The sequence below is a fragment of the Lentzea albidocapillata genome, assembly GCF_000719115.1.
In the GTDB taxonomy this organism is placed as follows: domain Bacteria; phylum Actinomycetota; class Actinomycetes; order Mycobacteriales; family Pseudonocardiaceae; genus Lentzea; species Lentzea albidocapillata.
The window spans coordinates 58,040-77,802 of record NZ_JOEA01000030.1; the positions used below are offsets into that span (position 1 = coordinate 58,040).

20 protein-coding genes are annotated in these 19,763 nt (G+C 71.1%); 12 read left to right on the forward strand and 8 right to left on the reverse strand.

Annotated elements, in window-relative coordinates; all coding sequences use genetic code 11:
• Nucleotides 1–23 precede the first annotated feature (23 nt).
• The 4 genes from IG04_RS0138055 to IG04_RS0138070 all read left to right on the forward strand — a co-directional run bounded on the left by IG04_RS0138055 (nucleotide 24) and on the right by IG04_RS0138070 (nucleotide 3,446).
• Nucleotides 24–1,052: a sensor histidine kinase gene (locus tag IG04_RS0138055; protein WP_030481604.1), complete on the forward strand. Its 1,029-nt coding sequence runs from the start codon at nucleotides 24–26 to the stop codon at nucleotides 1,050–1,052.
• On the forward strand, nucleotides 1,045–2,097 hold the full coding sequence (locus IG04_RS0138060; protein ID WP_030481605.1) for a hypothetical protein: 1,053 nt from the start codon (nucleotides 1,045–1,047) through the stop codon (nucleotides 2,095–2,097). The genes IG04_RS0138055 and IG04_RS0138060 overlap by 8 nt, the downstream gene beginning before the upstream one ends.
• The gene (locus IG04_RS0138065; protein WP_030481606.1) at nucleotides 2,082–2,726 is read left to right on the forward strand and encodes a response regulator transcription factor; all 645 of its coding nucleotides are present in this window, start codon (nucleotides 2,082–2,084) and stop codon (nucleotides 2,724–2,726) included. Before IG04_RS0138060 ends, IG04_RS0138065 begins: the two co-directional genes overlap by 16 nt.
• A 93-nt stretch (nucleotides 2,727–2,819) precedes the next feature.
• Nucleotides 2,820–3,446: a hypothetical protein gene (locus IG04_RS0138070; RefSeq protein ID WP_030481607.1), complete on the forward strand. Its 627-nt coding sequence runs from the start codon at nucleotides 2,820–2,822 to the stop codon at nucleotides 3,444–3,446.
• A gap of 37 nt (nucleotides 3,447–3,483) precedes the next feature.
• On the opposite strand, the gene IG04_RS0138075 is transcribed toward IG04_RS0138070, so the two are convergent.
• Nucleotides 3,484–4,143 carry a response regulator gene (locus IG04_RS0138075; protein WP_030481608.1) on the reverse strand — a complete coding sequence of 220 codons (660 nt, stop codon included), beginning with the start codon at nucleotides 4,141–4,143 and terminating at the stop codon, nucleotides 3,484–3,486.
• Nucleotides 4,140–5,273, reverse strand: a complete 1,134-nt coding sequence (locus IG04_RS0138080) for a sensor histidine kinase (RefSeq protein WP_030481609.1) — start codon at nucleotides 5,271–5,273, stop codon at nucleotides 4,140–4,142. Before IG04_RS0138080 ends, IG04_RS0138075 begins: the two co-directional genes overlap by 4 nt.
• A 135-nt stretch (nucleotides 5,274–5,408) precedes the next feature.
• Here IG04_RS0138080 and IG04_RS0138085 point away from each other — a divergent pair, with 135 nt between their 5' ends.
• From IG04_RS0138085 to IG04_RS0138110, 6 genes are all read left to right on the forward strand, one after another.
• Nucleotides 5,409–6,740 (forward strand): hypothetical protein, encoded by a 1,332-nt coding sequence (locus IG04_RS0138085; RefSeq protein ID WP_030481610.1) that lies wholly within the window; start codon nucleotides 5,409–5,411, stop codon nucleotides 6,738–6,740.
• Nucleotides 6,737–7,123: a FixH family protein gene (locus tag IG04_RS0138090; protein ID WP_030481611.1), complete on the forward strand. Its 387-nt coding sequence runs from the start codon at nucleotides 6,737–6,739 to the stop codon at nucleotides 7,121–7,123. The genes IG04_RS0138085 and IG04_RS0138090 overlap by 4 nt, the downstream gene beginning before the upstream one ends.
• Nucleotides 7,124–7,134: 11 nt before the next feature.
• Nucleotides 7,135–8,235 (forward strand): hypothetical protein, encoded by a 1,101-nt coding sequence (locus IG04_RS0138095; RefSeq protein WP_030481612.1) that lies wholly within the window; start codon nucleotides 7,135–7,137, stop codon nucleotides 8,233–8,235.
• A complete protein-coding gene (locus IG04_RS0138100) occupies nucleotides 8,228–8,746 on the forward strand; it encodes a hypothetical protein (protein ID WP_030481613.1) in 519 nt (172 codons plus the stop codon). Before IG04_RS0138095 ends, IG04_RS0138100 begins: the two co-directional genes overlap by 8 nt.
• 104 nt (nucleotides 8,747–8,850) lie before the next feature.
• Complete coding sequence (locus IG04_RS0138105) at nucleotides 8,851–9,816, forward strand: hypothetical protein (RefSeq protein WP_144065239.1); 966 nt, start codon at nucleotides 8,851–8,853, stop codon at nucleotides 9,814–9,816.
• A 9-nt stretch (nucleotides 9,817–9,825) separates the two neighbouring features.
• Nucleotides 9,826–10,185, forward strand: a complete 360-nt coding sequence (locus tag IG04_RS0138110; protein ID WP_030481615.1) for a sunset domain-containing protein — start codon at nucleotides 9,826–9,828, stop codon at nucleotides 10,183–10,185.
• 14 nt (nucleotides 10,186–10,199) lie between these two features.
• Here the strand turns inward: IG04_RS0138110 and IG04_RS0138115 are convergent, their stop codons facing one another.
• Nucleotides 10,200–11,063 (reverse strand): alpha/beta fold hydrolase, encoded by an 864-nt coding sequence (locus IG04_RS0138115; protein WP_030481616.1) that lies wholly within the window; start codon nucleotides 11,061–11,063, stop codon nucleotides 10,200–10,202.
• A gap of 53 nt (nucleotides 11,064–11,116) precedes the next feature.
• On the opposite strand from IG04_RS0138115, the gene IG04_RS0138120 reads away from it, so the two are divergent.
• Nucleotides 11,117–13,948 (forward strand): ATP-binding protein, encoded by a 2,832-nt coding sequence (locus IG04_RS0138120; protein ID WP_051771617.1) that lies wholly within the window; start codon nucleotides 11,117–11,119, stop codon nucleotides 13,946–13,948.
• Between the two features lies 1 nt (nucleotide 13,949).
• Here IG04_RS0138120 and IG04_RS0138125 read toward each other — a convergent pair whose 3' ends face one another.
• The 5 genes from IG04_RS0138125 to IG04_RS0138145 are packed head-to-tail and all read right to left on the reverse strand — an operon-like array spanning nucleotide 13,950 to nucleotide 18,871.
• Nucleotides 13,950–15,341: an acyl-CoA synthetase gene (locus IG04_RS0138125; protein WP_245815981.1), complete on the reverse strand. Its 1,392-nt coding sequence runs from the start codon at nucleotides 15,339–15,341 to the stop codon at nucleotides 13,950–13,952.
• Nucleotides 15,325–16,641, reverse strand: coding sequence for an MFS transporter (locus tag IG04_RS0138130; protein WP_051771620.1), 1,317 nt, complete (start codon nucleotides 16,639–16,641; stop codon nucleotides 15,325–15,327). Before IG04_RS0138130 ends, IG04_RS0138125 begins: the two co-directional genes overlap by 17 nt.
• A gap of 9 nt (nucleotides 16,642–16,650) precedes the next feature.
• Complete coding sequence (locus IG04_RS0138135; RefSeq protein WP_030481620.1) at nucleotides 16,651–17,109, reverse strand: MaoC family dehydratase; 459 nt, start codon at nucleotides 17,107–17,109, stop codon at nucleotides 16,651–16,653.
• Complete coding sequence (locus IG04_RS0138140) at nucleotides 17,106–17,981, reverse strand: amidohydrolase family protein (protein ID WP_030481621.1); 876 nt, start codon at nucleotides 17,979–17,981, stop codon at nucleotides 17,106–17,108. Before IG04_RS0138140 ends, IG04_RS0138135 begins: the two co-directional genes overlap by 4 nt.
• An 11-nt stretch (nucleotides 17,982–17,992) precedes the next feature.
• Entirely contained in the window at nucleotides 17,993–18,871 is an 879-nt protein-coding gene (locus tag IG04_RS0138145) for an SDR family oxidoreductase (protein WP_030481622.1), read from the reverse strand.
• 90 nt (nucleotides 18,872–18,961) lie between these two features.
• On the opposite strand from IG04_RS0138145, the gene IG04_RS0138150 reads away from it, so the two are divergent.
• The gene (locus IG04_RS0138150; protein WP_245815982.1) at nucleotides 18,962–19,753 is read left to right on the forward strand and encodes a PaaX family transcriptional regulator; all 792 of its coding nucleotides are present in this window, start codon (nucleotides 18,962–18,964) and stop codon (nucleotides 19,751–19,753) included.
• Nucleotides 19,754–19,763: the final 10 nt, after the last annotated feature.

Consider the following 19,763-nt stretch of genomic DNA (forward strand, 5'->3'; position numbering starts at 1 on the left):
GGTCCGGAAGGGCCTCGCGGAGAATGCCTGACGTGCTGGAGGCGAGGCTGCTTGCGACGGTGTCCCGTCTCGCGGGTCCGATCCGCGGCGCCGGCGTCGTCCTGATCAGCCTCTTCGGCGCCTTCTCGCTCAACTCGCCGCTCGGCTGGTCGCTGTTCGCGGCGGTCGCGGTGAGCACGGTCGCCGACTTCCGGCTGCCCCGCGTGGCGCTGCCGGTGGCGTTCCTTCGCGTCGTGGTGCTGTCGGTGGTGCTGGGGGCCGGTGCCGACCAGTGGGTGCTGACGGTGCTCACGACGACACTGATCACGTGGCAGTGGCAGTGGCCGCCTAAGGTCAGCGTGCCCGCGACGGCCGCGTTGCTCGCGGTGCAGGTCGTCACGACCGGGCCCGGCGTGCTCGTGCGGGCAGTGCTGGAGTCCGTGCTCGCCCGGCTGTCGTACGAGCTGTTGCGCAGATCGAGCCGGAAGGTGGACCTGCTCCGGGAACGCGCCGCCGAGCGGAGCCGGGCCGCGGCCATCGCCCTCGACCAGGGCAGGCGGGAGCGGGAGTACCTCGCACTGCTGCACGACACGGCTGCCGCGACGTTCCTGATGGCCGCGCACGGTGGTGATCCGGAGGAGGTCGCGGCCCAGGCGCGCCGCGACCTGGTCGTGCTGGCCGAGCGTGGCAACGCGCAAGGGACCGTGGACCTCGGGGCCGCGCTCACGGCGGTGGCGCGGGACAGTGCCGTGCACGTGCGGGTGGAGGCCGAGGTCGTGCCGGTGCCGGCCGGGGTCGCGCTGCAGTTCGTGCGGGCCGCGCGTGAACTGCTCACGAACGTGGAACGTCACGCGGGCACGACTGAAGCGGATCTGACGGTGACGCGGGCGCGAGGCGCGGTGGTCGTCATCAGGGACGGCGGCAGAGGCTTCGTGCCCGCCGACGTGCCCGAGCACCGGCGTGGCCTGCGCGGATCGGTGGTCGGGCGCCTCGAAGCGGCCGGCGGTACGGCGGTGGTCGAGTCGGGACCGGCGGGGACCACCGCGCGGCTGGAGTGGACCGCCGATGACTGACCACACCGTCGCCACCACCACCCGGCAGGTCCTGCTGGTCGTCGTCTTCGCCGTCCAGCTCGTCCTCATGCTGCCCCCGCTCGTCGCACATCCGCACGGCCCGGCGGCGTGGATCGCGTACGGGCTGCTCACGGCCGTGCTGGCGGTCGTGGCCGGGTATGTCGCGGCCGGGGTGCCGACACCGGGCTACCTCGCTGTCGTACCCCTCGTCTCGTCGGTCCTGGCGACGACCGGGCTGCCCGCGGGCGCGTCGTTCAGCCCGGCGGACTGGGGGTTCGGACTGGTCGGCTGGTACCTGCTGCTGGTGCTGGTCGAGAGGCCGGCCGCGCTGGTGGCGGCCCTGACGGCGCACATCTGCTTCAGCATCGCGTGGCTCGCGCGCGAGGGAGGCGGTGACGTCGGCACGGTCGGGGTCGTCATCCTCAGCGGCACGAGTTTCCAGCTCGGTGTCCTGGTGATCAACCGAGTCCTGCACCGCGACGCCGGGCTGGCCGCGGAGGCCGCCGCCGAGCACGACGCCGCCCGCACCCGCGAAGAGCTCGCCCGCCAGCGGGAACAGGACCTGCGAGCCGGGTTCGAGGGCCAGCTGGGCGCGTTGCTGCCGCTGCTCGCCGACCTCGCCGACGAACGCGCGAGCGTGGCCGACCAGACGACCAGGCTGCGCTGCTCGGTCGCGGCCGTGCAGCTGCGCAGGTTGTTCGCGGAGAACGACGACGTGCCCGACCCGTTGCTGCACGAACTGACGGCGTGTGTGGATGTCGCCGAACGGCGCGGTGTCGTCGTCTCGCTCGCTGTCAGCGGCACGGCCACGCCAGTTCCGACGGAGGTGCGTCGTGACCTGGTCGCGCCGATGGCCCAGGCGCTCGCCGCCGCGAACGGACGTGCGAAGGTGAGCCTGCTGCGCACCGCGACGGAGGTGCGCGTGGCGGTGGTGGCGGACGCGCCCGAAACGCTGCCGGCACCGGGCAGGACAGGAACGGTCACCGTCGAGACGAACGTCCACAGTGGACTGGTGAGGAGCGAGGCGCGATGGCGGACGACGTGACGGCGGTCGTGGTCGACGACCATCCCGTCGTGCGCGCGGGGGTCGCGCACTGGCTGTCCACAGCGGACATCGAGCTCGTGGCGAGCGGCGAGGACCCCGGGGTGGCCTGGACCGGTCCCGGCGCGAGCGCGGCGGTCGTCGTGCTCGACCTGCACCTCGGCGGCGTCGCGCCCGCCATGTCGGAACTGCGCAAGCTCGTCGAGGACGGTCGCAAGGTCATCGTGTACTCGATGCGCGCCGACGACGAGATCGTCCTGCAGTGCCTGGAGATCGGCGCGCTCAGCTACCTGACCAAGGCCGAGGGCGCCGACCACCTCGTGCAGGCCGTCAAGGCGGCGGCCGCGGGGCAGTCGTACACGCCACCGGCTCTCGCGGGCGCGCTGGCGGGCGACCGGTCGGACACGAGGCCCGCCCTCTCGCCCCGCGAGACCGAGGTCCTGGTCGAGTGGTTCCAGTCGGAGTCCAAGGAGTTCGTGGCGCAACGCCTGAACATCACGCTCAGCACGGTGAACTCCCACCTGGAACGGATCAGGGTCAAGTACGCGGCGATCGGCAGGCAGGCACCGACCAAGGCGGCACTCGTCGCGCGGGCGATCCAGGACGGACTGATCGGTCTCGACGACCTCTGAGCGCGCGTGTGGTGTGAACGACCGATACCATCACTCCGGCATCCGGCCTAACGTGCTGGGCAACCCAGGTTCCGCAGTCCGAGGAGTTCCGCAGTGACGCACGCCCGTGGCCCCCTGTTCATCGCCGCCCTCGCATCAGCGGGCCTGCTCCTGTCGGCCTGCGGCTCCGAGACCGGCGGTACCCCGACGCCCGCCACGGACACGACGACGGCCACCGCCACGAGCACCGAGAAGACCTCCGCCTCGAAGGAGGCGCCGCCGGTCCCGGCCGGTGGGGACGTCACCGCTCCCGGCTCGAAGCTCAAGGTCGGCGCCCGCGCGGTGATCCCCGTCGCCACCGGCGACAAGACCGGCACCATCGCCATCACCGTCACTATCGAGGCGGGCGCGAAGGCGGATCTGGCGAAGTTCGGCGACAAGGCCAAGCACCTCACGCCGTTCTACCTGCGGGCCAAGGTCGAGAACCTCAGCGGCACGGACCTGAGCTTCACCTCGATCGGCCTGCGCGGCCTCGGCGAGGACGGCAAGGGCACCGGCGTGATCATCAGCGGTGACACGCCGAAGTGCGACTCCACCAGCGCGCCGAAGACGTTCAAGGCTGTCGGCGAGACGTACGAGACGTGCGTCCTGAGCGCGGCTCAGGACGGTCTGAAGGTCGCGGCGGCCGAGTACAACCGAGGCGACGACTACGTCAAGTCGCCGGTCGTCTGGCAGAGCTGAGTCGCTGGTCCGCGGGGTAACGAGGGGTCCCCGCGGCTCAGCGGCCGCTCTGCACCAACCCGTTGACGTGCGCGTACGCCACGGCGTGCACCCGGTCGCGCAACCCGAGCTTGGCCAGCACCCGTGAGACGTGCGTCTTCACCGTCTCGTCCCCGACGTGCAGCCGCGCGGCGATCTCGGCGTTGCTGCAGGCCGCCGCGACGAGCTGCAGCACCTCCCGTTCGCGCGCGGTGAGCAGCGCGAGCTCCGGCGGCGCCGGGGGAGGGGCGAGGCTGACGGCGAACCGCGCGATCAGCCGTTGCGTCACCGACGGGTCGATCAACGCGTCCCCGCGCGCCGCCACCCGGACCGCCGAGATCAGCTCCTCGGGCGGCAGCGACTTCAGCAGGAACCCGCTGGCCCCCGCCTTGAGCGCGCGGTACACGTACTCGTCGGTGTCGTAGGTCGTCAGCAGCAGGACCTTCGTGCGGTTCGCCGGGTCGGCCAGGATCATCTCCGTCGCGCCGAGCCCGTCCAGCTTCGGCATCCTGATGTCGAGCACGGCCACGTCCGGGCGCAGCCGCGCGACCTCGGCCACCGCCGCCCTGCCGTCCGCGACCTCCGCGACGCACCGGAGGTCCTCCTGCGTGTCGAAGATCGCGCGCATGCCGGAGCGCAGCATCGCGTGGTCGTCGGCCAGCAGCACGGTCAACGTCATGACGCCTCCAGGGGGAACGTGACGACGGTGCGCCAGGTCCGGCCGTCCGGGTCGAGCCCGGACCGGGTGGTGCCGGTGAACATGCCGGCGCGGTTGCGGATGCCGACGAGACCGCGGCGCACCGAAGCGGAGTCGTCGCCGGGTCCCGTGGCGTTCTGCGCGGTGACGGTCAGCGAGTCCGGCGCGTACTCCAGGATGACCGTCACCCCGCACGCGTCGCCGTGCCGCAGGGCGTTGGTCAGCATCTCCTGGATGATCCGGTAGACCGTGATGTCCAACGACTCCGGAATGTCCCGCCGTTGCCCGCGCACCTCCAGCCGGGCCGGCCGGCCTGCCGCGCGCACGCCGTCGAGCAGTTCGTCTAGGTTGTCGAGCCCGGGCTGCCGCGCGCCCTCGGACTTGTCGCCGTGCAACAGGTCGAGCAGGTGCCGCAGGTCGACCATGGCCGCGCGACTGGACGTCTCGACCGCGCGCAACGAGTTCGTGAGCTTCGGATTGCCTTCCGGCAGACCGAGGCGGGCGGCGCCGGCGTGCAGGTTGATCGCGCTCACGTGGTGGATGATCACGTCGTGCAGGTCGCGGGCGATCGAGCCGCGTTCCTCGGTGATCGCCTTGGTGACCGCCGCCTTCGCGTCCTTCTCTGCCATCGCCGACCGCTTCTCCAGCTCGGCCAGGTACGCGCGGCGCGCCGTCGTGTAGCGGCCGACGAGCCACGGCAGCAGCGCGCCCTTGGCGGCCACGAGCACCGCGTGCAGGGGGCCGTGGCCATTGAGGACCATGCAGGCCATCAGGCTGGCCGAGAGCAACCCGAGCGACGTGTACGCCGGTGCGCCGCGCAGCCACGCACCCGCCCGGTACCCGGCGATCAGCAGACCGGCGTCGTTGGCGTCGACCCCGTTGCGCATCGACACGAGGACGATCACCGGAACGGCCGCCTGCGCCGCCGCCACCCACAGCGACAGCCGCGCCGGACCAGCCAGCATCGCGTCCACGGCCAGCGTCAGCAGGAGCACGACCACGGTCTGCGGCAACGGTTCGCGGTCGAGCAGCACGAACCCGCCGTCCACGACCATGCACACGGTCGCGACCAGCCACGACTGGTGCCTGAGGGGCAGCTTGATCAGATCCATCGAGCGCAATCCTGCCCCATGGCGTCCCTGAGAACCTCCCGCTCCGCAGGGGTCGGAGATCCCCCGCGCGGGGGATGCGGTTTCCGCCTCGCCAGTGACGCGGCGGCGAGGCCATGATCGATACGTTCGGTCGCGATGAAACGACGTGGTGTGACCTTGTTGCTCGCGCTGGCGGCGCTCCTGGGGATCGCGGCCCCCGCGCTGGCCGACGGCGCCCAGTCCGGTGCCGACATCCACGTCGCGCAGAGCCTCGGCGACCGCGAGCTCACGGTGATCATCCGGCGGGTCGCGGAGGTGCCGGGACCGGTGCACGTGGACGTGGTGACGCACGCCGGTACGCCGCCCGGCGAGCTGACGCTGACGTTGCGCGCGGCGGGTGCGCCCAGCAGCACCGCCAAGGTGGTTCTCGGTGCCACGCCCGGTTTCCACTCCGGGCTGCTGCACGTGGACCGGCCCGGTCCGTGGGAGCTCGCGGTCGACGAGGCGACCATTCCGTTCGTCGTGCCGGCGCTCGTGCCGTCGCCGTGGGAGAACGCGACCTACGGAGGGTTCATCGCGGCCGGAGTGCTGTTGCTGGCGGCGCTCCTGCTGGCGGTGTTCGGCAAGGTCGGCCTCGCGCTCGTGCCCACGGCGGGCATGGTCGCCGCGGTGGCGGCCGGGGTGACGGCGGCGTTGCTGGCACCGAGCATCCCACCGGTCGCGGCGCCCGGCACACAGCTCGACCCGACGTACGACAACGTCATGAACCCCTACGAGCGAACGTCCATAGTGGAATTCTCGCGGCCGCCGGTGAACATGGTGCCCGGCATGGACGGCAAGGACCTCGTGCTGAGCCTGACCGACGGCTCGTCGGGACGGCCGGTGGACGACCTGCTCGTGCACGACAGCGCGTTCATCCACCTGGTCGTGGTGTCGCCGTCCGGGCACCTGCGCCACCTGCACCCGGTCCGCACGGCGCCCGGTGAGTTCCGCGCCCGGCTGAGCGATGCCGAACAGGGCACGCACGCCGTCGCCGCCGAGATCGCCCGGCGCGGCGGGGGAGTTCAGCTCCTGCGGTCGAGCGTCGAGGTCTCCGGCACGGCCGCACCCCGGCACGACGCGACGGCCGAGACGGCGATGGAGATCCGCGACGCGGGCAGGCCGAGCACGATCACCGCGAAGTTCGGCGAGCGCGATCTGCAGCCGTGGCTGGGCATGCTCGGGCACATGATCGTCGTCGGTCCGATCACCGGCACCGCCGTGAACGCCCCGATCTGGGCGCACGTGCACTCCATGCTCCCGCAGACCCCCGGCCTGCCCGACAGGCCCGACGAGAGCGTCGCCGCCTACGGGCCGGACGTGCCGTTCACCTACTCGTTCCCGTTGCCGGGCAGGTACCTCGTGTGGATCCAGGTCGAACGGGACTACTCGGTCGTCACCGTGCCGAAGGTCGTCGACGTCCCGGCCGGGAAGGTGGCCTCGAAGTGAAGCGTTCGGCGGTGGCCGTCATGGCCGGGGTGATCGCGGTGGTGGCGGCGCTGGTTGTGCTGTGGCCGCGCGGAATCGAGGCCCAGCCACACCTCGCGGAGAGCGCCCAGCTCCGGTTCGAGCTCACGCCCGCCAGCACGCGGTCCGGCAGCAACTCGTTCGACCTGCTGATCACCGACCGGTCCGGCAACGCCGCCGACGGTGACGTGACGGTCGAACCGGCCATGCCGCAGATGGGCCACGCGCTCGCCCCGATCACGGCGGCACCGCGGGCTCCCGGCCGGTACCAGGTCGCGGGCGTCGACCTGTTCATGGCCGGTCAATGGGAAATCACCTTGTCACTGCGCGGCGAGCGGGTCGTCATCCCGCTGCTGCTCACCTAGAAGGGGGAGGAATGACTGTGCACATCACGGCGACGGCAGCGTCGTCGGCGAGGACGGTCCCGAGGGGGCTGGTCCCGGCGAGCGTCGTGGTCGGCGGCACCCTGATCTCGTTGATCGGACTGACCTGGGACATCCAGTGGCACTCCGATGTCGGGCCGGACACGTTCTTCACCCTGCCGCACCTGTTCCTGTACGCGGGCAGTGCGATCTCGGGCCTCGCGAGCCTCGCCGTCGTGTTGCTGACGACGGCGAGCTCCAAGCGCGGCAGGGCGGTCGACCCGATGATCGGCGGCCGCTCGGTCGGTGTGTTCGGCCGCGCGTTCGCCGCCCCGGTCGGCTACCTGATCTCCGGCATCGGCGCGGCGCTGTTCCTGATCTACGGACTGTGGGACCAGTGGTGGCACGGCCTGTACGGCTTCGACGCCGTGATCGACTCGCCGCCGCACATCGGGCTGCTGCTGTCGATCTCGATCACGATGGTCGGCGCGGTCATGATCTTCGCCGTCGCCCGTGACCAGCGCTGGGGAACCTACGGCGTCGCCGCCGCGGCGGGCACGTTGCTCGCGTTCAGCATGGTGACCGTGCTCGGCCTGCGCGCGTTGCCCGGCGGGCTCGTCAACACGGTCAACGTGGGTAGTGCGTTCTTCTCGGTGATGATCCTGTTCATGGGCGCGTACGTCCTGAACCGACGCGGCGGCGCGCTCGCCGTCGGAGTCGTCGTCGCGGTACTGCAAGCCGTGTTCTGGTGGTTCTCCCCGTGGGCCACCGAGGTCTACGCGGACGCCACCGGCCTGCCGTTGCGCGACTACGCCGACGGCATCCCCGGACTGCCCAACATGATCCCGATGAGCCTGATCCTCGTCGCGGTCGCCGTGGAACTGCTGCGGGGACTGCCCGCCTGGATCCCCGGCGCGGTCGGCGGCGTGATCATCACGGCCTGCGCGCCCCTGCAGCGGATGCTCGTGCAGGGCAGCAACTTCCCAGCCCTCGAACGGTACGTGGCCACCGTCGCGGCGGGCGCGGTGCTCGGCGCCCTCGCCGGAATGCTCGGCCGGCGGTTCGGTCTCATGCTCCGCCACCTCGCACCAGCAAAGGACGACAGCCATGAGTAAGACGTTGCTGGGCCTGCTGGGCACGGCCGCCCTGCTGTTCGGGCTGACCACCCCCGCGCTGGCCTTCGAACCGGTCAACGTCGTGCACACGGAGAAGGTGAAGGCGGGACCGTACGACCTGACCATCGGCTTCAGCACGTGGCCGGTGAAGGCCATGCAGTCGCTCGACTTCACCTTCGCGCCGGAGAACGGCATCGACGGCAAGAAGGGCACGCTGACCCTGTTCCGCGGGTCCGTGGAGAGCGACGACAGCCCGCTGGCACGGCACCCCCGCAAGCGCGAGGTGTGGGGCCTGGACATCTTCGCCCTGCCCGAGCCGGGGACATGGACGATGCGCTTCGACGTCGACGGACCGGCGGGCGCGGGCACGGGGGAGCTGAAGAACCTCCAGGTGATGGAGCAGCCGGGGCCGCCGATGGGCCTGTCCTGGGCGATCAGCACGATCCCGTTGTTCGGCCTGATCGCGTTGATCGTGGTCGCCTGGCGGCGGACGCGCGCCACGGTTGAATAGCAGATGAGGTCCGAGCTTCACCCGGCAACCTGACCGGGTGAAGTTCGGTCCGAAAGGCTGGACTGGCTGGCTTTTCGGTGACGATGTTCGATACCCAGTTCGCCGTGCGCTTGCCTCACGCTGTTTGGATCGGCGGGCTCTTGGTGCCCGCGTTGCTCGCCACCACCGGCGTGTTCGTCTACGGCGGTGGCGTCGAACGGACGCTGCACTCCGATGTGCGTACCGCGCTGGGAAAGGCCGGCTACCACGGCGTGGTCGCGGTGGACGGCCGGTCGGTCGTGGTCAGCGAGGTCTCGCCGCGCGCGGTCGACGCGGTGCGCGCCGTGGTGTCCGACGTGAACGGCGTCGGCGGCACCCACGTGCGCGCGGCCGAACCCGAGCAGTTGCTCGTGGCGGTGCGCGGCGGCGAGATCCTGGTGTCCGGCGCGGTCGCCGACGACGCGGAACGCCGTGCGCTGCTGGAAGCCGTGCGGTCCGACGGCCACCGCGTCACGGCCGCGCTCCGGCTCGGCGGCCTGCTGCCGATCCCACCGGTCGTGATCGGGCGGGTGCTCTCCGCCGCGCTGTCCGCGAAGGTGCCGGACGTGACCACGACCATCCACAACGGACAGGTCGTGATCGCCGCCCGAGTGCCCGACGAGGCCAGGGCGAGCGCGGTCCGCGACGCCGTCCGGGAGGCGGCGAACGGCCTGCAGGTCACCGACCGCATCGAGATCGGCTCGTCCGCGCCGGCCGGCGACCTGAACGTCCAGGCGCTGCACGACTCGATCTCCCGCCTGGTCAACGGCAACGGCGCGATCCGGTTCGTGCAGGGCACCACGGCGTACGAAGGCCACGGCCCTGTGCTCATCGAGCGCGTCGGCCGCATGCTGCTGGTCGCCCCGCGCGCCTCGATCACGCTGGTGGCGCACGGCACCGACCAGGCGGTGGCGACGAAACGCGGCGAGCTGGTCCGCGACGTTCTCGTCGGCCAGGGCGTGGCGCCCGCGTTGATCGCCATCGAGACCCGTCCCGCCCCCGACGGCGAGTACGACCCGGTTACGCGCCAGGTCGACGTCGTAGTCCGCTAGGAGTTCGCTGTGCTCTGGTTGTTCTCGCAGATGTTCCTGCTGTGCCTGGTGTCGTTCGCCGTCGGCTCGTTGGTGACGTGGCTGTCGGTCCGCGCTCGCCTGCAGCCCGAACGCCCGAAGACGCGCCTCGCCCTGCCCGCGCCCCGCCCGGCGGCCGAGCAGGTGGTGATCGCCGAACAGCCGCCGGCACCGAAGCCGCCGAGGCAGGAGTCGTTGCCGGTCAAGGGCAATTCGAGGACGATGGTCTACCACACTCCCGACTCCCCGTACTACCGGCGGATGAAGGGCGACATGGCGTTCGCCTCGGAGACCGACGCCGTGTCGGCCGGCTACCGGATGTGGAGCACCAAGGCCCGCGTCAGGGTTTGAGGTAACACCAGGAATCAACGCTTCAGCAGGTCGCGGATCGCCGCCGCGATGACGTCCGGTGCCTCCTCGGCCATGAAGTGTCCACAGGAGACCGTGCGGTGGTCGAGGTCGGGTGCCCAGGCCTGCCACAGCTGCCGAGCGTCGAACCCGAGCGCCGCGCCCCAGTCCTGCTGCAGCACGGTGACCGGCATCTCCAGCTGGTTGCCCGCCTCGCGATCGGCGGTGTCGTGTTCGACGTCGATCGTCGCCGACGCCCGGTAGTCCGCCACGATCGACGTGACGGCCCCACGGCTCGCGCGCAGGTACTCGGCGCGGACGTCCTCGGGGAACGGCCCGGTGCCCCAGCTGTCGAGGAAGTGGCCGAAGAAGGCGTCCGGGGTCGCGCTGATCATCTGCTCGGCGAGGCCGGGCGGCTGGGCCATCAGGAACAGGTGGAAGCCGACGGCGGCGGACGTGCCGCGCATGACGTCCCACATGTCCAGCGTCGGCAGCACGTCGAGTGACGCGAGGTGCGTGACGTGCCGCGGGTGGTCGAGCCCGGTGCGGAACGCCACGAGCGCGCCCCGGTCGTGCCCGGCCAGGGCGAACGTGTCGTGCCCGAGCGCTTGGGCGACCTGCACGACGTCGGCGGCCATCGTGCGCTTGGCGTAGGTGAGGCCGGTGTCGGCGGGCTTGTCGCTGTCGCCGTAGCCCCGCAGGTCGGGCATGATCACGGTGTGGTCGGCGGCCAGGCCGGCGGCGACGTGCCGCCACATGAGGTGGGTCTGCGGGAAGCCGTGCAGCAGCACGACCGGGCTCCCCGATCCGGTGGTGGCGACGTTGAGCTCGACGCCGTCGGAGACCTGAACGCGCTGGTAGTCGAATGCGGTGTGGTTCACGAGCCCACTGTGCGGGTGCCCGATCAGCAACGAATCAGCGTTAGGGTCAGCGGGTGGTGACGTTCGGGGTGCTGGGCCCGCTGACCGCGGGATCCGCCCGCCTCGGCGGCCCGAAGCAACGCGCCGTGCTGGCACGCCTGCTGGTCGCCCGGCGCCGGGTCGTCCCGGTGCGCACACTCGTCGACGACCTGTGGGAGGACCCGCCCGACGGTGCTCTCGGCACGGTGCAGACGTTCGTCGGCGCACTGCGCAAGGCATTGGAGCCCGACCGTCCACCCCGGACTCCGTCGACGCTGCTGGTGACCGAGGGCGCGGGGTACGCGTTGCTCGCGTCGGACGTGGACGCGTGGCGGTTCGAGGAGATGCTCGGCGGCGACCTGTCCGTGCTCGACGGTGCGCTCGCGTTGTGGCGCGGTCCCGCGTACGCCGAGTTCGCCGGCTTCCACTGGGCACGGGCCGAGATCGACCGGCTGGAGGAGTTGCGGCTGGTCGCGGTCGAACGCCGTGCCGCCGCTGCCCTTGCCGTGGGCCGTTCCGCCGAGGTCGTCGCCGATCTGCGCGCTCACCTGGCCGGGCACCCGTGGCGGGAGAAGGCGTGGAGCCTGCTCGCGCTGGCGTTGTACCGGGAGGGCAGGCAGGGCGACGCGCTCGGAGCGGTGCGCGAGGCACGGCACGCACTCGTGGAGAACCTCGGGGTCGATCCGGGTGAGGAACTCCGCGCGCTGGAGTCGGACATCCTGGCCCAGTCGCCGCGCCTGCGGCCCTCACCCGAGTCGTCACTGGTGGGACGCGCCGACGAACTGGCGCTGCTGGACACCGCCGTCCCGGCCGCCGGTCTGGGGCTCGCGCTGGTGACGGGCGAGGCCGGCGTGGGCAAGACCGCCCTCGCCACGGCGTTCACCGAGCTGCTGGCGGGTCGGGGGTGGAGGACGGTGTGGGCGCGCTGTCAGGAGGATGCGCCCGTGGCATGGCCGTGGCAGCAGGTGGTGGAGGCGCTGGGCGAAGGGCTGGTTGCCATGGACCGGTTCCAGCTCCGCCTGTCGATCGTGTCCACTGTGGAATCGGCCGCGCCGGTGTTGGTCGTGCTGGACGACCTGCACCAGGCTGACCAGGAGACCCTCGCGGTGCTGGCCGCGTTCACCGGACGTGTGCTCTCCGGCCGTGTGCTGATCGTCGCGACCTCGCGCTCCGCGGTGCCGTCGGAGGCCCTGGCGCGCGCGGAACCGGTCCGCGTACAGCTCGACGGCTTGGACGAAGAGGCCGTCGCCGCATTGGTTGGACCGCGGGACGCGCGTGTGATCCACCAACGCACCGGTGGCAATCCCTTCTACGTCAAGGAACTCTGCCGGCTGGTCGCCTCTGGCGGCGACCTCGGCTCGGTGCCGGCCGGTGTGCGGGACGTGCTCCGCCGCCGCCTCGCCGGACTGCCGCCCGAGGCGCGGACCGTGCTGCACCAGGCCTCCGTGCTGGGCAGGGACGTCGAGGTGGACCTGCTGGCCGCACTGGCCGGCCACGACGTGCTCGACGCGCTGGACCTGGCGATCGAGGCCGGTTTCGTCGTCGAGGTGGCACCCGGCCACGCCAGGTTCACGCACGAGCTGGTGCGCGACACCCTGTACGAGGACGTGTCGCTGACCAGGCGCGCACGCTGGCACGCGGCGGTGGCAGAGGTGTTGCGACCTGGCGACGTCCAGGTGCTCGCGCACCACCACGCCCTCGCGGGTACGCGGGGTGCCGAGGCGGTGAGGGCGCTCGCCGAGGCCGCGGAAGAAAATCGATCACCGCGTGAGGCGGTGCGGCTGTGGCGGGCGGCGCTCGCGGCGGCCGGGTCGGAGCGGCTCGACCTGCTCACCGGTCTGGTGAGGGCCCTGGCGGTGAGCGGGGACCTGGAAGGGGCGAGGGAGCGGAGGTCGGCGGCGTTGCGGCTTGCCGAAGGTCCGCAGGAGGTCGCCGAGGTGATCGGGTCGTTCGACGTCCCCGGCATCTGGACCACCAACGACGACCCTGCGCACTCCGCCGAACTCGTCGCCGCCGCGGAACGGATCCTGCCCGCCTTCCCCGGCCCGGACGCCACCCGAGCCCGTCTGCTCGCCACGATCGCGATGGAGGAACGCGGCACCGGCGCCCGGCTGGAGCAGGCACGGGAAGCCGAGGCCATCGCCCGTGAGCTCGGAGACCCCGCACTGCTGGCGTTCGCCCTGAACGCCCGGTTCATGCACACGTTCCACCGCACCGGCCTGGCCCCGGAGCGTGCCGCGATCGGACGGGAACTCCTCGAGGTCGCGTCCGGCCGCCTGGTGACCCACGAGGTGCTGGGCCACCTGATCCTCGTCCAGGCCTGCTCCGCGCTGGCCGACTTCGGCACCGCCGACCGGCACGCGGCTGCGGCTGACCGACTGGCACAACGCCACGACCTGCCGCTGGTCAGCCTCTTCACCGACTGGTACGCGGCGTTGAAGCTCGCGGCAGCCGGGAAGACAACCGAAGCCGACAGCGCGTATCGGGCCGCGGCCGGTCGCGTCAAGGGCACCGGCATGTGGGGGATGGAACGCGGACTCCTGCCGCTGGCCCTGCTCAGCCTGCGCGGTCCGTCCACAGTGGACCTTGATGACGACTGGGGCCCGCACCTGGACTGGGTCCGCCCGCTGGCACTGCCGCACGACGAGGCGCTGAAAGCTGCACGCGCACTCCACGGCGGACCTGCGGACCTGCTCGCGGAGGTTCGCGCCTGCCTGCTGGCGATGGCGGCGATCAGGCTGCGGGACGATGAACTGAAACAGCGTGCCCACGGGTTGCTTTCGCCCGCCGCGAACGAGCTCGCGGCGGGCACCGGCCTGTTCACGTTCGGCCCGGTCAGCGGTTACCTGGAACAACTGCGCGGCTAGGTCACAGCGGCAACCGGCGCAGCGCGGGCTTGAGCACCTTCCCGGACCCCGTGCGAGGCAGTTCGGCGACCACCTCGACGTGGACCGGGATCTTGTACTTCGCCAGGCGGGGCAACAGGAACTCCCGCAACCCGGCGGCATCCACCAGCGCACCGTCGCGCGGCCGGACGAACGCCCGTCCGACCTCGCCCCAGCGCTGGTCCGGCACCCCGACGACGGCGACCTCGGCCACGTCCGGGTGCGAGGTGATCGCGTTCTCCACCTCGGCCGGGTAGACGTTCTCGCCGCCGGAGATGTACATGTCCTTGAGCCGGTCGAGGACGTACAGGTGCCCGTCGTCGAGCCGTCCCAGGTCGCCGGTGCGGAACCAGCCGTCCGCGGTGAACGCGGCCGCGGTGGCGACCGGGTCGTTCCAGTAGCCGGGCGTGACGTTCGGGCCCTGCACCTCGATCTCGCCGCCTTCCGCCAGCCGCAGATCGCCGAAGAACACCGGGGGACCGGCCGAACCCGCCTTCCGCACGCTGTCGGCGGCCTCCAGGAACGTGGCTCCGGGCGCGGTCTCGGTGAGGCCGTAACCCTGGCAGAACACCAGTCCCCGGTCCTGGTAGGCGTGGATCACCGCGTCCGGCACCGCCGCCCCGCCGCACAGCAGCACCCGCAACGACGACAGGTCCGCGCCGGGCCACGAGGGGGAAGCGGCCAGGTCGGCGTACATCGTGGACACCCCGAACATCCACGTCACGCGACGGGTCTCGATCAACGACACGCACTCGGCGACGTCCCAGCGCGAGGTGATCACGCTGTGCCCGCCCTTGATGAACGTCGGCAGCAACGTCTGGGTGAGCGCGGCGACGTGGAACAGCGGCGCGGTGACCAGCGTGACGTCGTCCGAGGCGACGTCCACGCCGATCATCAGGTTGAAGGTGTTCCACAGCAGGTTGGCGTGACTGAGCATCGCGCCCTTGGGCCTGCCGGTGGTGCCGGAGGTGTAGAGGATCAGGGCGGTGTCGTCGATGCCGACCGGCTCGTCCAGCGGCTCGCCGGAACCCTGGAGGAGCCAGTCCTCGTACGTGGCCAGCGACACCGCTCGCGGATGCTCCACGACGTGCGACGCCGCGTGCACCAGCACGTGCGCGCCGCAGTCCGCGAGCTGGTAGTTGATCTCCGCCGGGGCGAGGCGGAAGTTCAACGGTACGAAGATCGCGCCGAGTTGGTGCGCGGCGAACATGGTCTCGGCGAACGACGGGTGGTTCGGGCCGAGGTACGCGACCCGGTCACCGTGCCGGACTCCTAGTTCCCGCAACCGCCACGCCAGCCGGGTCGTGCGGACGGCCACCTCCTCGTACGTGGTCGAGACCCCGTCGTAGGTGAACGCCTCACGCTTCGGTGCCATGCGTGCTCGGCGGTGTGGCCAGCTGCCCAGTCCCGCGTTCCGCATTCCTGTCTCCTGTCAGGCTGGTCCGGCTGGTCTCGTGCAGCGTCACCGTGCAGATGACGGTGAGCAGGCAGAACGCCGCGAGGATGAACGGAATCGCGCCCGTGCCCGAGGACTTCTGCACCTGCGCGAAGAGCAACGGCGCGAGCCCCGCGCCCAAGCCCGCGAGTTGGTAGCCGAGTGAGGCGCCGGTGTAGCGGCTGCCGGTGTTGAACAGCTCGCTGTAGAGCGCGGCCAGCGGCCCGTACATCATCGGGTGGATCACGGCCTGGCCGAGCACGAGCGCGATGACGATGAACCCGTTGTCCACCATCGGGAACAGCACGAACCCGAACGCCGCCATGAGTACGGCGCCGACGAGCACGACGGGCCGGCGCCCGACCCTGTCCGACATCGCCGACCAGCCGATGATGCCGATCACCGCGAGCGCCGAGGACAGCGTCAGCGCGTTGAGGATCATCTGCCTGCTGTTGCCCGCCTGCACGCCGTACGCCAGCACGAACGTCGTCAGGGTCGACTGCGCGACGAACGCCGAGAGGCCGACGCCGATGGCGAGCAGCAACGTGCGCGGGTGGTTGCGCAGGACGTCGGCCAACGGCATGGAGCCCGGCTTCCGATCGGCCTTGAAGACCGGCGTCTCCTCGACCTTCATCCGCACGAACAGGCCGATGCCCAGCAGCACCACGCTCAGCAGGAACGGCACCCGCCAGCCCCAGTCGAGGAACGCCTGCTCGCCGACCAGCGCGGCGGTGCCGGTCAGCGCGGCCGTCGACAGCACCATGCCGCACGGCGCGCCGGCGTTGGTGAAGCTCGCCCACAGCCCGCGCCGGGAGGTGGCGTGCTCGGCCGACATGAGTACGGCGCCGCCCCACTCACCGCCGACGGAGATGCCCTGCACGACCCGCAGCAGGATCAGCCCCGCCGGCGCGAGCCAGCCGACCTGGGCGTAGGTGGGCAGCAGGCCGATCAGGAAGCTCGCCACGCCCATCAGGCTCATGGACAGCACGAGCATCTTCTTGCGCCCCAGCAGGTCCCCGTAGTGTCCGAAGAGGATTCCGCCGAGCGGCCGAGCGAGGTAGCCGGTGGCGAACGTGCCGAAGCTCGCGATCGTGCCGACCAGCGGGTCGAGCGAGGAGAAGAAGACCTTGTTGAACACGACCGCGGAGGCCGTGGCGTAGAGCAGGAAGTCGTAGTACTCGATCACGCTGCCGAGGAAGCTCGACGCGACGGCACGGCGTAACTGCGTTGTTGGCGCCATGACTTCACCTCATGTGTAGTGGCGGTAGACGGCACGTGCGACGCAAGCGGGCTTCGCGGAGCCCTCGATCTCGACGGTGAAGTCGACGGTGAGCTGCACGCCGTCGCCCGGCACGTCCTCGGCGGACGCGACCTGGCCGAGCAGCCGGATCTTGGCGCCGACCGGTACGGGCGCGGGGAACCGCACCTTGTCCAGTCCGTAGTTCAGGCTCATCCGCACGCCCGAGACCTCGAGGAGTTCGCTCATCAGCGGGATGAGCAGCGCCAGCGTCAGGTAGCCGTGCGCGATCGTGCCGCCGAACGGGCCGGAGGCGGCACGTTCCGGGTCGACGTGGATCCACTGGTGGTCGTCGGTGGCGGTGGCGAACGTGTCGACGCGGCTCTGGTCGATCTGCAGCCAGTCGGTGTGCCCGAGGCCTTTCCCCGCCAGGGCCCTGAGTTCTGCGATTCCTTGGACGGAGATGGTCACGCGTCCTCCTTCACGAGTCCGAGCAGGCGGGCGGCGTTGTGCTTGAGGATCTTGGGACGTACGTCGTCCTTGATCTCGAGTTTCGCGAAGTCGGCCAGCCAGCGGTCGGGGGTGATGACGGGGTGGTCCGAGCCGAACAGGACCCTGTCCTGCAGCACGGTGTTGGCGTAGCGGACGAGCTGCGGCGGGAAGTACTTCGGCGACCAGCCGGACAGGTCGATGTACACGAACGGCTTGTGCGTGGCCACCGCGAGAGCCTCGTCCTGCCACGGGAACGACGGGTGCGCGAGCACGATCCGCAGGTGCGGGAAGTCCACGGCGACGTCGTCCACGAGCATCGGGTTGGAGTGCTTGAGCCTGATCCCGCCACCGCCGGGCACGCCGGCGCCGATGCCTGTCTGTCCACTGTGGAACAGTACGGGCACGCCGAGCTCCTCGATCACCTCGTAGAGCGGGTACGCCATCCGGTCATCCGGCGAGAAGTCCTGGAGGCTCGGGTGGAACTTGAAGCCCCGCACGCCGTGCTCCTCGACGAGCCTGCGGGCCTCGCGGACGGCCGTGCGGCCCTTCCACGGGTCGACGCTCGCGAACGGGATCAGCACGTCGGCGTGTTCGGCGCAGGACGCGGCGATCTCCTCGTTGGAGATGCGCGGGTGTCCGGTGGCGTGCTCCGCGTCGACGGTGAAGATCACCGCGGCCATCCTCCGCTCGCGGTAGATCCCGGCGGTCTCGGCGATCGTCGGCTGGCGGTGGGCGGCCTTGAAGTACTTGGCGGACGCCTCGAGCAGTGCCGGGCTGAGTGAACTGTGGCCGTCGCCGGAGATTTCGGCGTGCGTGTGGACGTCGATGGCGACCAGGCTGTCCACATCCATTTTGGGAATGTTCACGGTGCCACCGGCTGCGGGATTCCGTAGGTCTCGGGTTCGAACTCGCCGAACCGCTCGGCGATCGAGCCCGCCTGCCACCCGCCGTCCGCGAACAGGACCTGCTTCTCGGCGGGGTGCGACCAGAGCGCGAGCCGGTCGCCGCCGATGCCGATCGCCTGCCCGGTAACGCCTTTCGCCGCGTCGGAGGCGAGGTACACGATCAGTTCCGCGACGTCCTCGACGGTGCCCAGGCCCTCGTCGCGCCGCACCCACTCCGGCAGTGGCGCGCCGGTGCGTTCCGACTCCTCGATCAACGGCGCGAAGGCCGGGATCGTGCGCGTCATCTCGGTGGCGGCGACGGGGACGACCGCGTTGACGGCGATGCCGGACCGGGCGAGTTCCAGCGCCCAGGTCCGTGCCATGGCGGCGATCCCGGCCTTGGCGGCGGCGTAGTTGGTCTGGCCGAAGTTGCCACGCTGGCCGGCGGGCGACGAGACCAGCACGAGACTGCCGCCCGTTCCCTGCTCCCGCATCCGCACGGCCGCGGCGCGTGCGCAGGTGAAGGTGCCGCGCAGATGCACGTTGATCACGGCGTCGAAGTCGTCGTCGCTCATCTTCCACAGCACGCGGTCGCGCAGGATGCCCGCGTTGGTGACCAGCACGTCGAGCCGGCCGAACTCCTCGACGGCGGCGTCGACGAGCGACTGGGCGGTCTCGGCCGTCCCGACCGGAGCGATCACCGCGCGTCCGCCGATGCTCGCCGCGACCTCGTGGACGACCTCGTCCACGTCGTTGACCACGACCTGGGCCCCGTTGCGCGCCAACGCCTCCGCGTACGCCCGGCCCAGCCCGCGGCCGGCGCCGGTGACGATCGCGACCTTTCCCGACAGCTCCATCAGGCGAGTCCTCTCCGTGGGGGTCGGACCCAAAGTAGGGCATATTCATGACGCTCGTCTAGATGCTGCCCAACATGTATCGTGAACGGCGTGACGCCCCAGTCCCTGATGCTGAACTTCCTCGGCCTGTACGTGCTGGGCCGCGACATCGCGGTCTACTCGGGCAGCGTGATCGACGTCTTCGGGCGCGTGGACGTCTCGGAGGAGGCGGTGCGCTCCACGTTGACCCGCATGACATCGCGCGGTCTGCTCGCCAAACACCGCAACGGCCGCAAGGTCTACTTCGGACTCACCGCCCGCGCCACGGACGTGCTGCAGGACGGCGAGCGCCGCATCTGGCAGCGCGGCGCGGTGAACCGGGACTGGGACGGCACCTGGACCCTGGTCGGCTTCTCCCTGCCGGAGGGCCGCCGCGGCGAACGGCACGACCTGCGCTCGCAGCTGCAGTGGGCGGGCTTCGGCCCGGTGCAGAACGGTCTGTGGATCGCGCCCGGCGCCCACGACGTGAGCGGGCTGGTCGACGGGCTCGCGGAGAACGTCACGGTCTTCACCGCCCAGCACGCCAAGCCGACCGAGGCGGCGGACCTGGCCCGCCGCGCGTTCGACACGGCCGCGATCGCCACCCGCTACCAGGACTTTCTCGCCAGGTGGCGCGAGCCGGACACCTCGTTGCCGGACGATCTGGCCCGCCAGCTGGTGCTGCACGGCGACTGGCTCGACCTCGTGCGCCAGGACCCCCACCTGCCGGCCGAGCTACTGGCTGATGACTGGCCCGCGATCGAGGCGGAGCAGTTGTTCCAGTCGCTCGCCACCCGCTACGCCGGGACGGCGACCCCGCTCGCGGCCGCCGCCATCGAGTCGATCGAGGTGTCTGCTATCTAGTGGCGCGGCC

What these genes read in the sequence shown, in the direction of transcription:
- IG04_RS0138055 (WP_030481604.1), top strand. Translation starts at nt 24, where the DNA reads ATGCCTGACGTGCTGGAGGCGAGGCTGCTTGCGACGGTGTCCCGTCTC.
- IG04_RS0138060 (WP_030481605.1), top strand. Translation starts at nt 1,045, where the DNA reads ATGACTGACCACACCGTCGCCACCACCACCCGGCAGGTCCTGCTGGTC.
- IG04_RS0138065 (WP_030481606.1), top strand. Translation starts at nt 2,082, where the DNA reads ATGGCGGACGACGTGACGGCGGTCGTGGTCGACGACCATCCCGTCGTG.
- IG04_RS0138075 (WP_030481608.1), bottom strand. Translation starts at nt 4,143, where the DNA reads ATGACGTTGACCGTGCTGCTGGCCGACGACCACGCGATGCTGCGCTCC.
- IG04_RS0138080 (WP_030481609.1), bottom strand. Translation starts at nt 5,273, where the DNA reads ATGGATCTGATCAAGCTGCCCCTCAGGCACCAGTCGTGGCTGGTCGCG.
- IG04_RS0138085 (WP_030481610.1), top strand. Translation starts at nt 5,409, where the DNA reads ATGAAACGACGTGGTGTGACCTTGTTGCTCGCGCTGGCGGCGCTCCTG.
- IG04_RS0138095 (WP_030481612.1), top strand. Translation starts at nt 7,135, where the DNA reads ATGACTGTGCACATCACGGCGACGGCAGCGTCGTCGGCGAGGACGGTC.
- IG04_RS0138100 (WP_030481613.1), top strand. Translation starts at nt 8,228, where the DNA reads ATGAGTAAGACGTTGCTGGGCCTGCTGGGCACGGCCGCCCTGCTGTTC.
- IG04_RS0138125 (WP_245815981.1), bottom strand. Translation starts at nt 15,341, where the DNA reads ATGGCACCGAAGCGTGAGGCGTTCACCTACGACGGGGTCTCGACCACG.
- IG04_RS0138130 (WP_051771620.1), bottom strand. Translation starts at nt 16,641, where the DNA reads ATGGCGCCAACAACGCAGTTACGCCGTGCCGTCGCGTCGAGCTTCCTC.
- IG04_RS0138140 (WP_030481621.1), bottom strand. Translation starts at nt 17,981, where the DNA reads ATGGATGTGGACAGCCTGGTCGCCATCGACGTCCACACGCACGCCGAA.
- IG04_RS0138145 (WP_030481622.1), bottom strand. Translation starts at nt 18,871, where the DNA reads ATGGAGCTGTCGGGAAAGGTCGCGATCGTCACCGGCGCCGGCCGCGGG.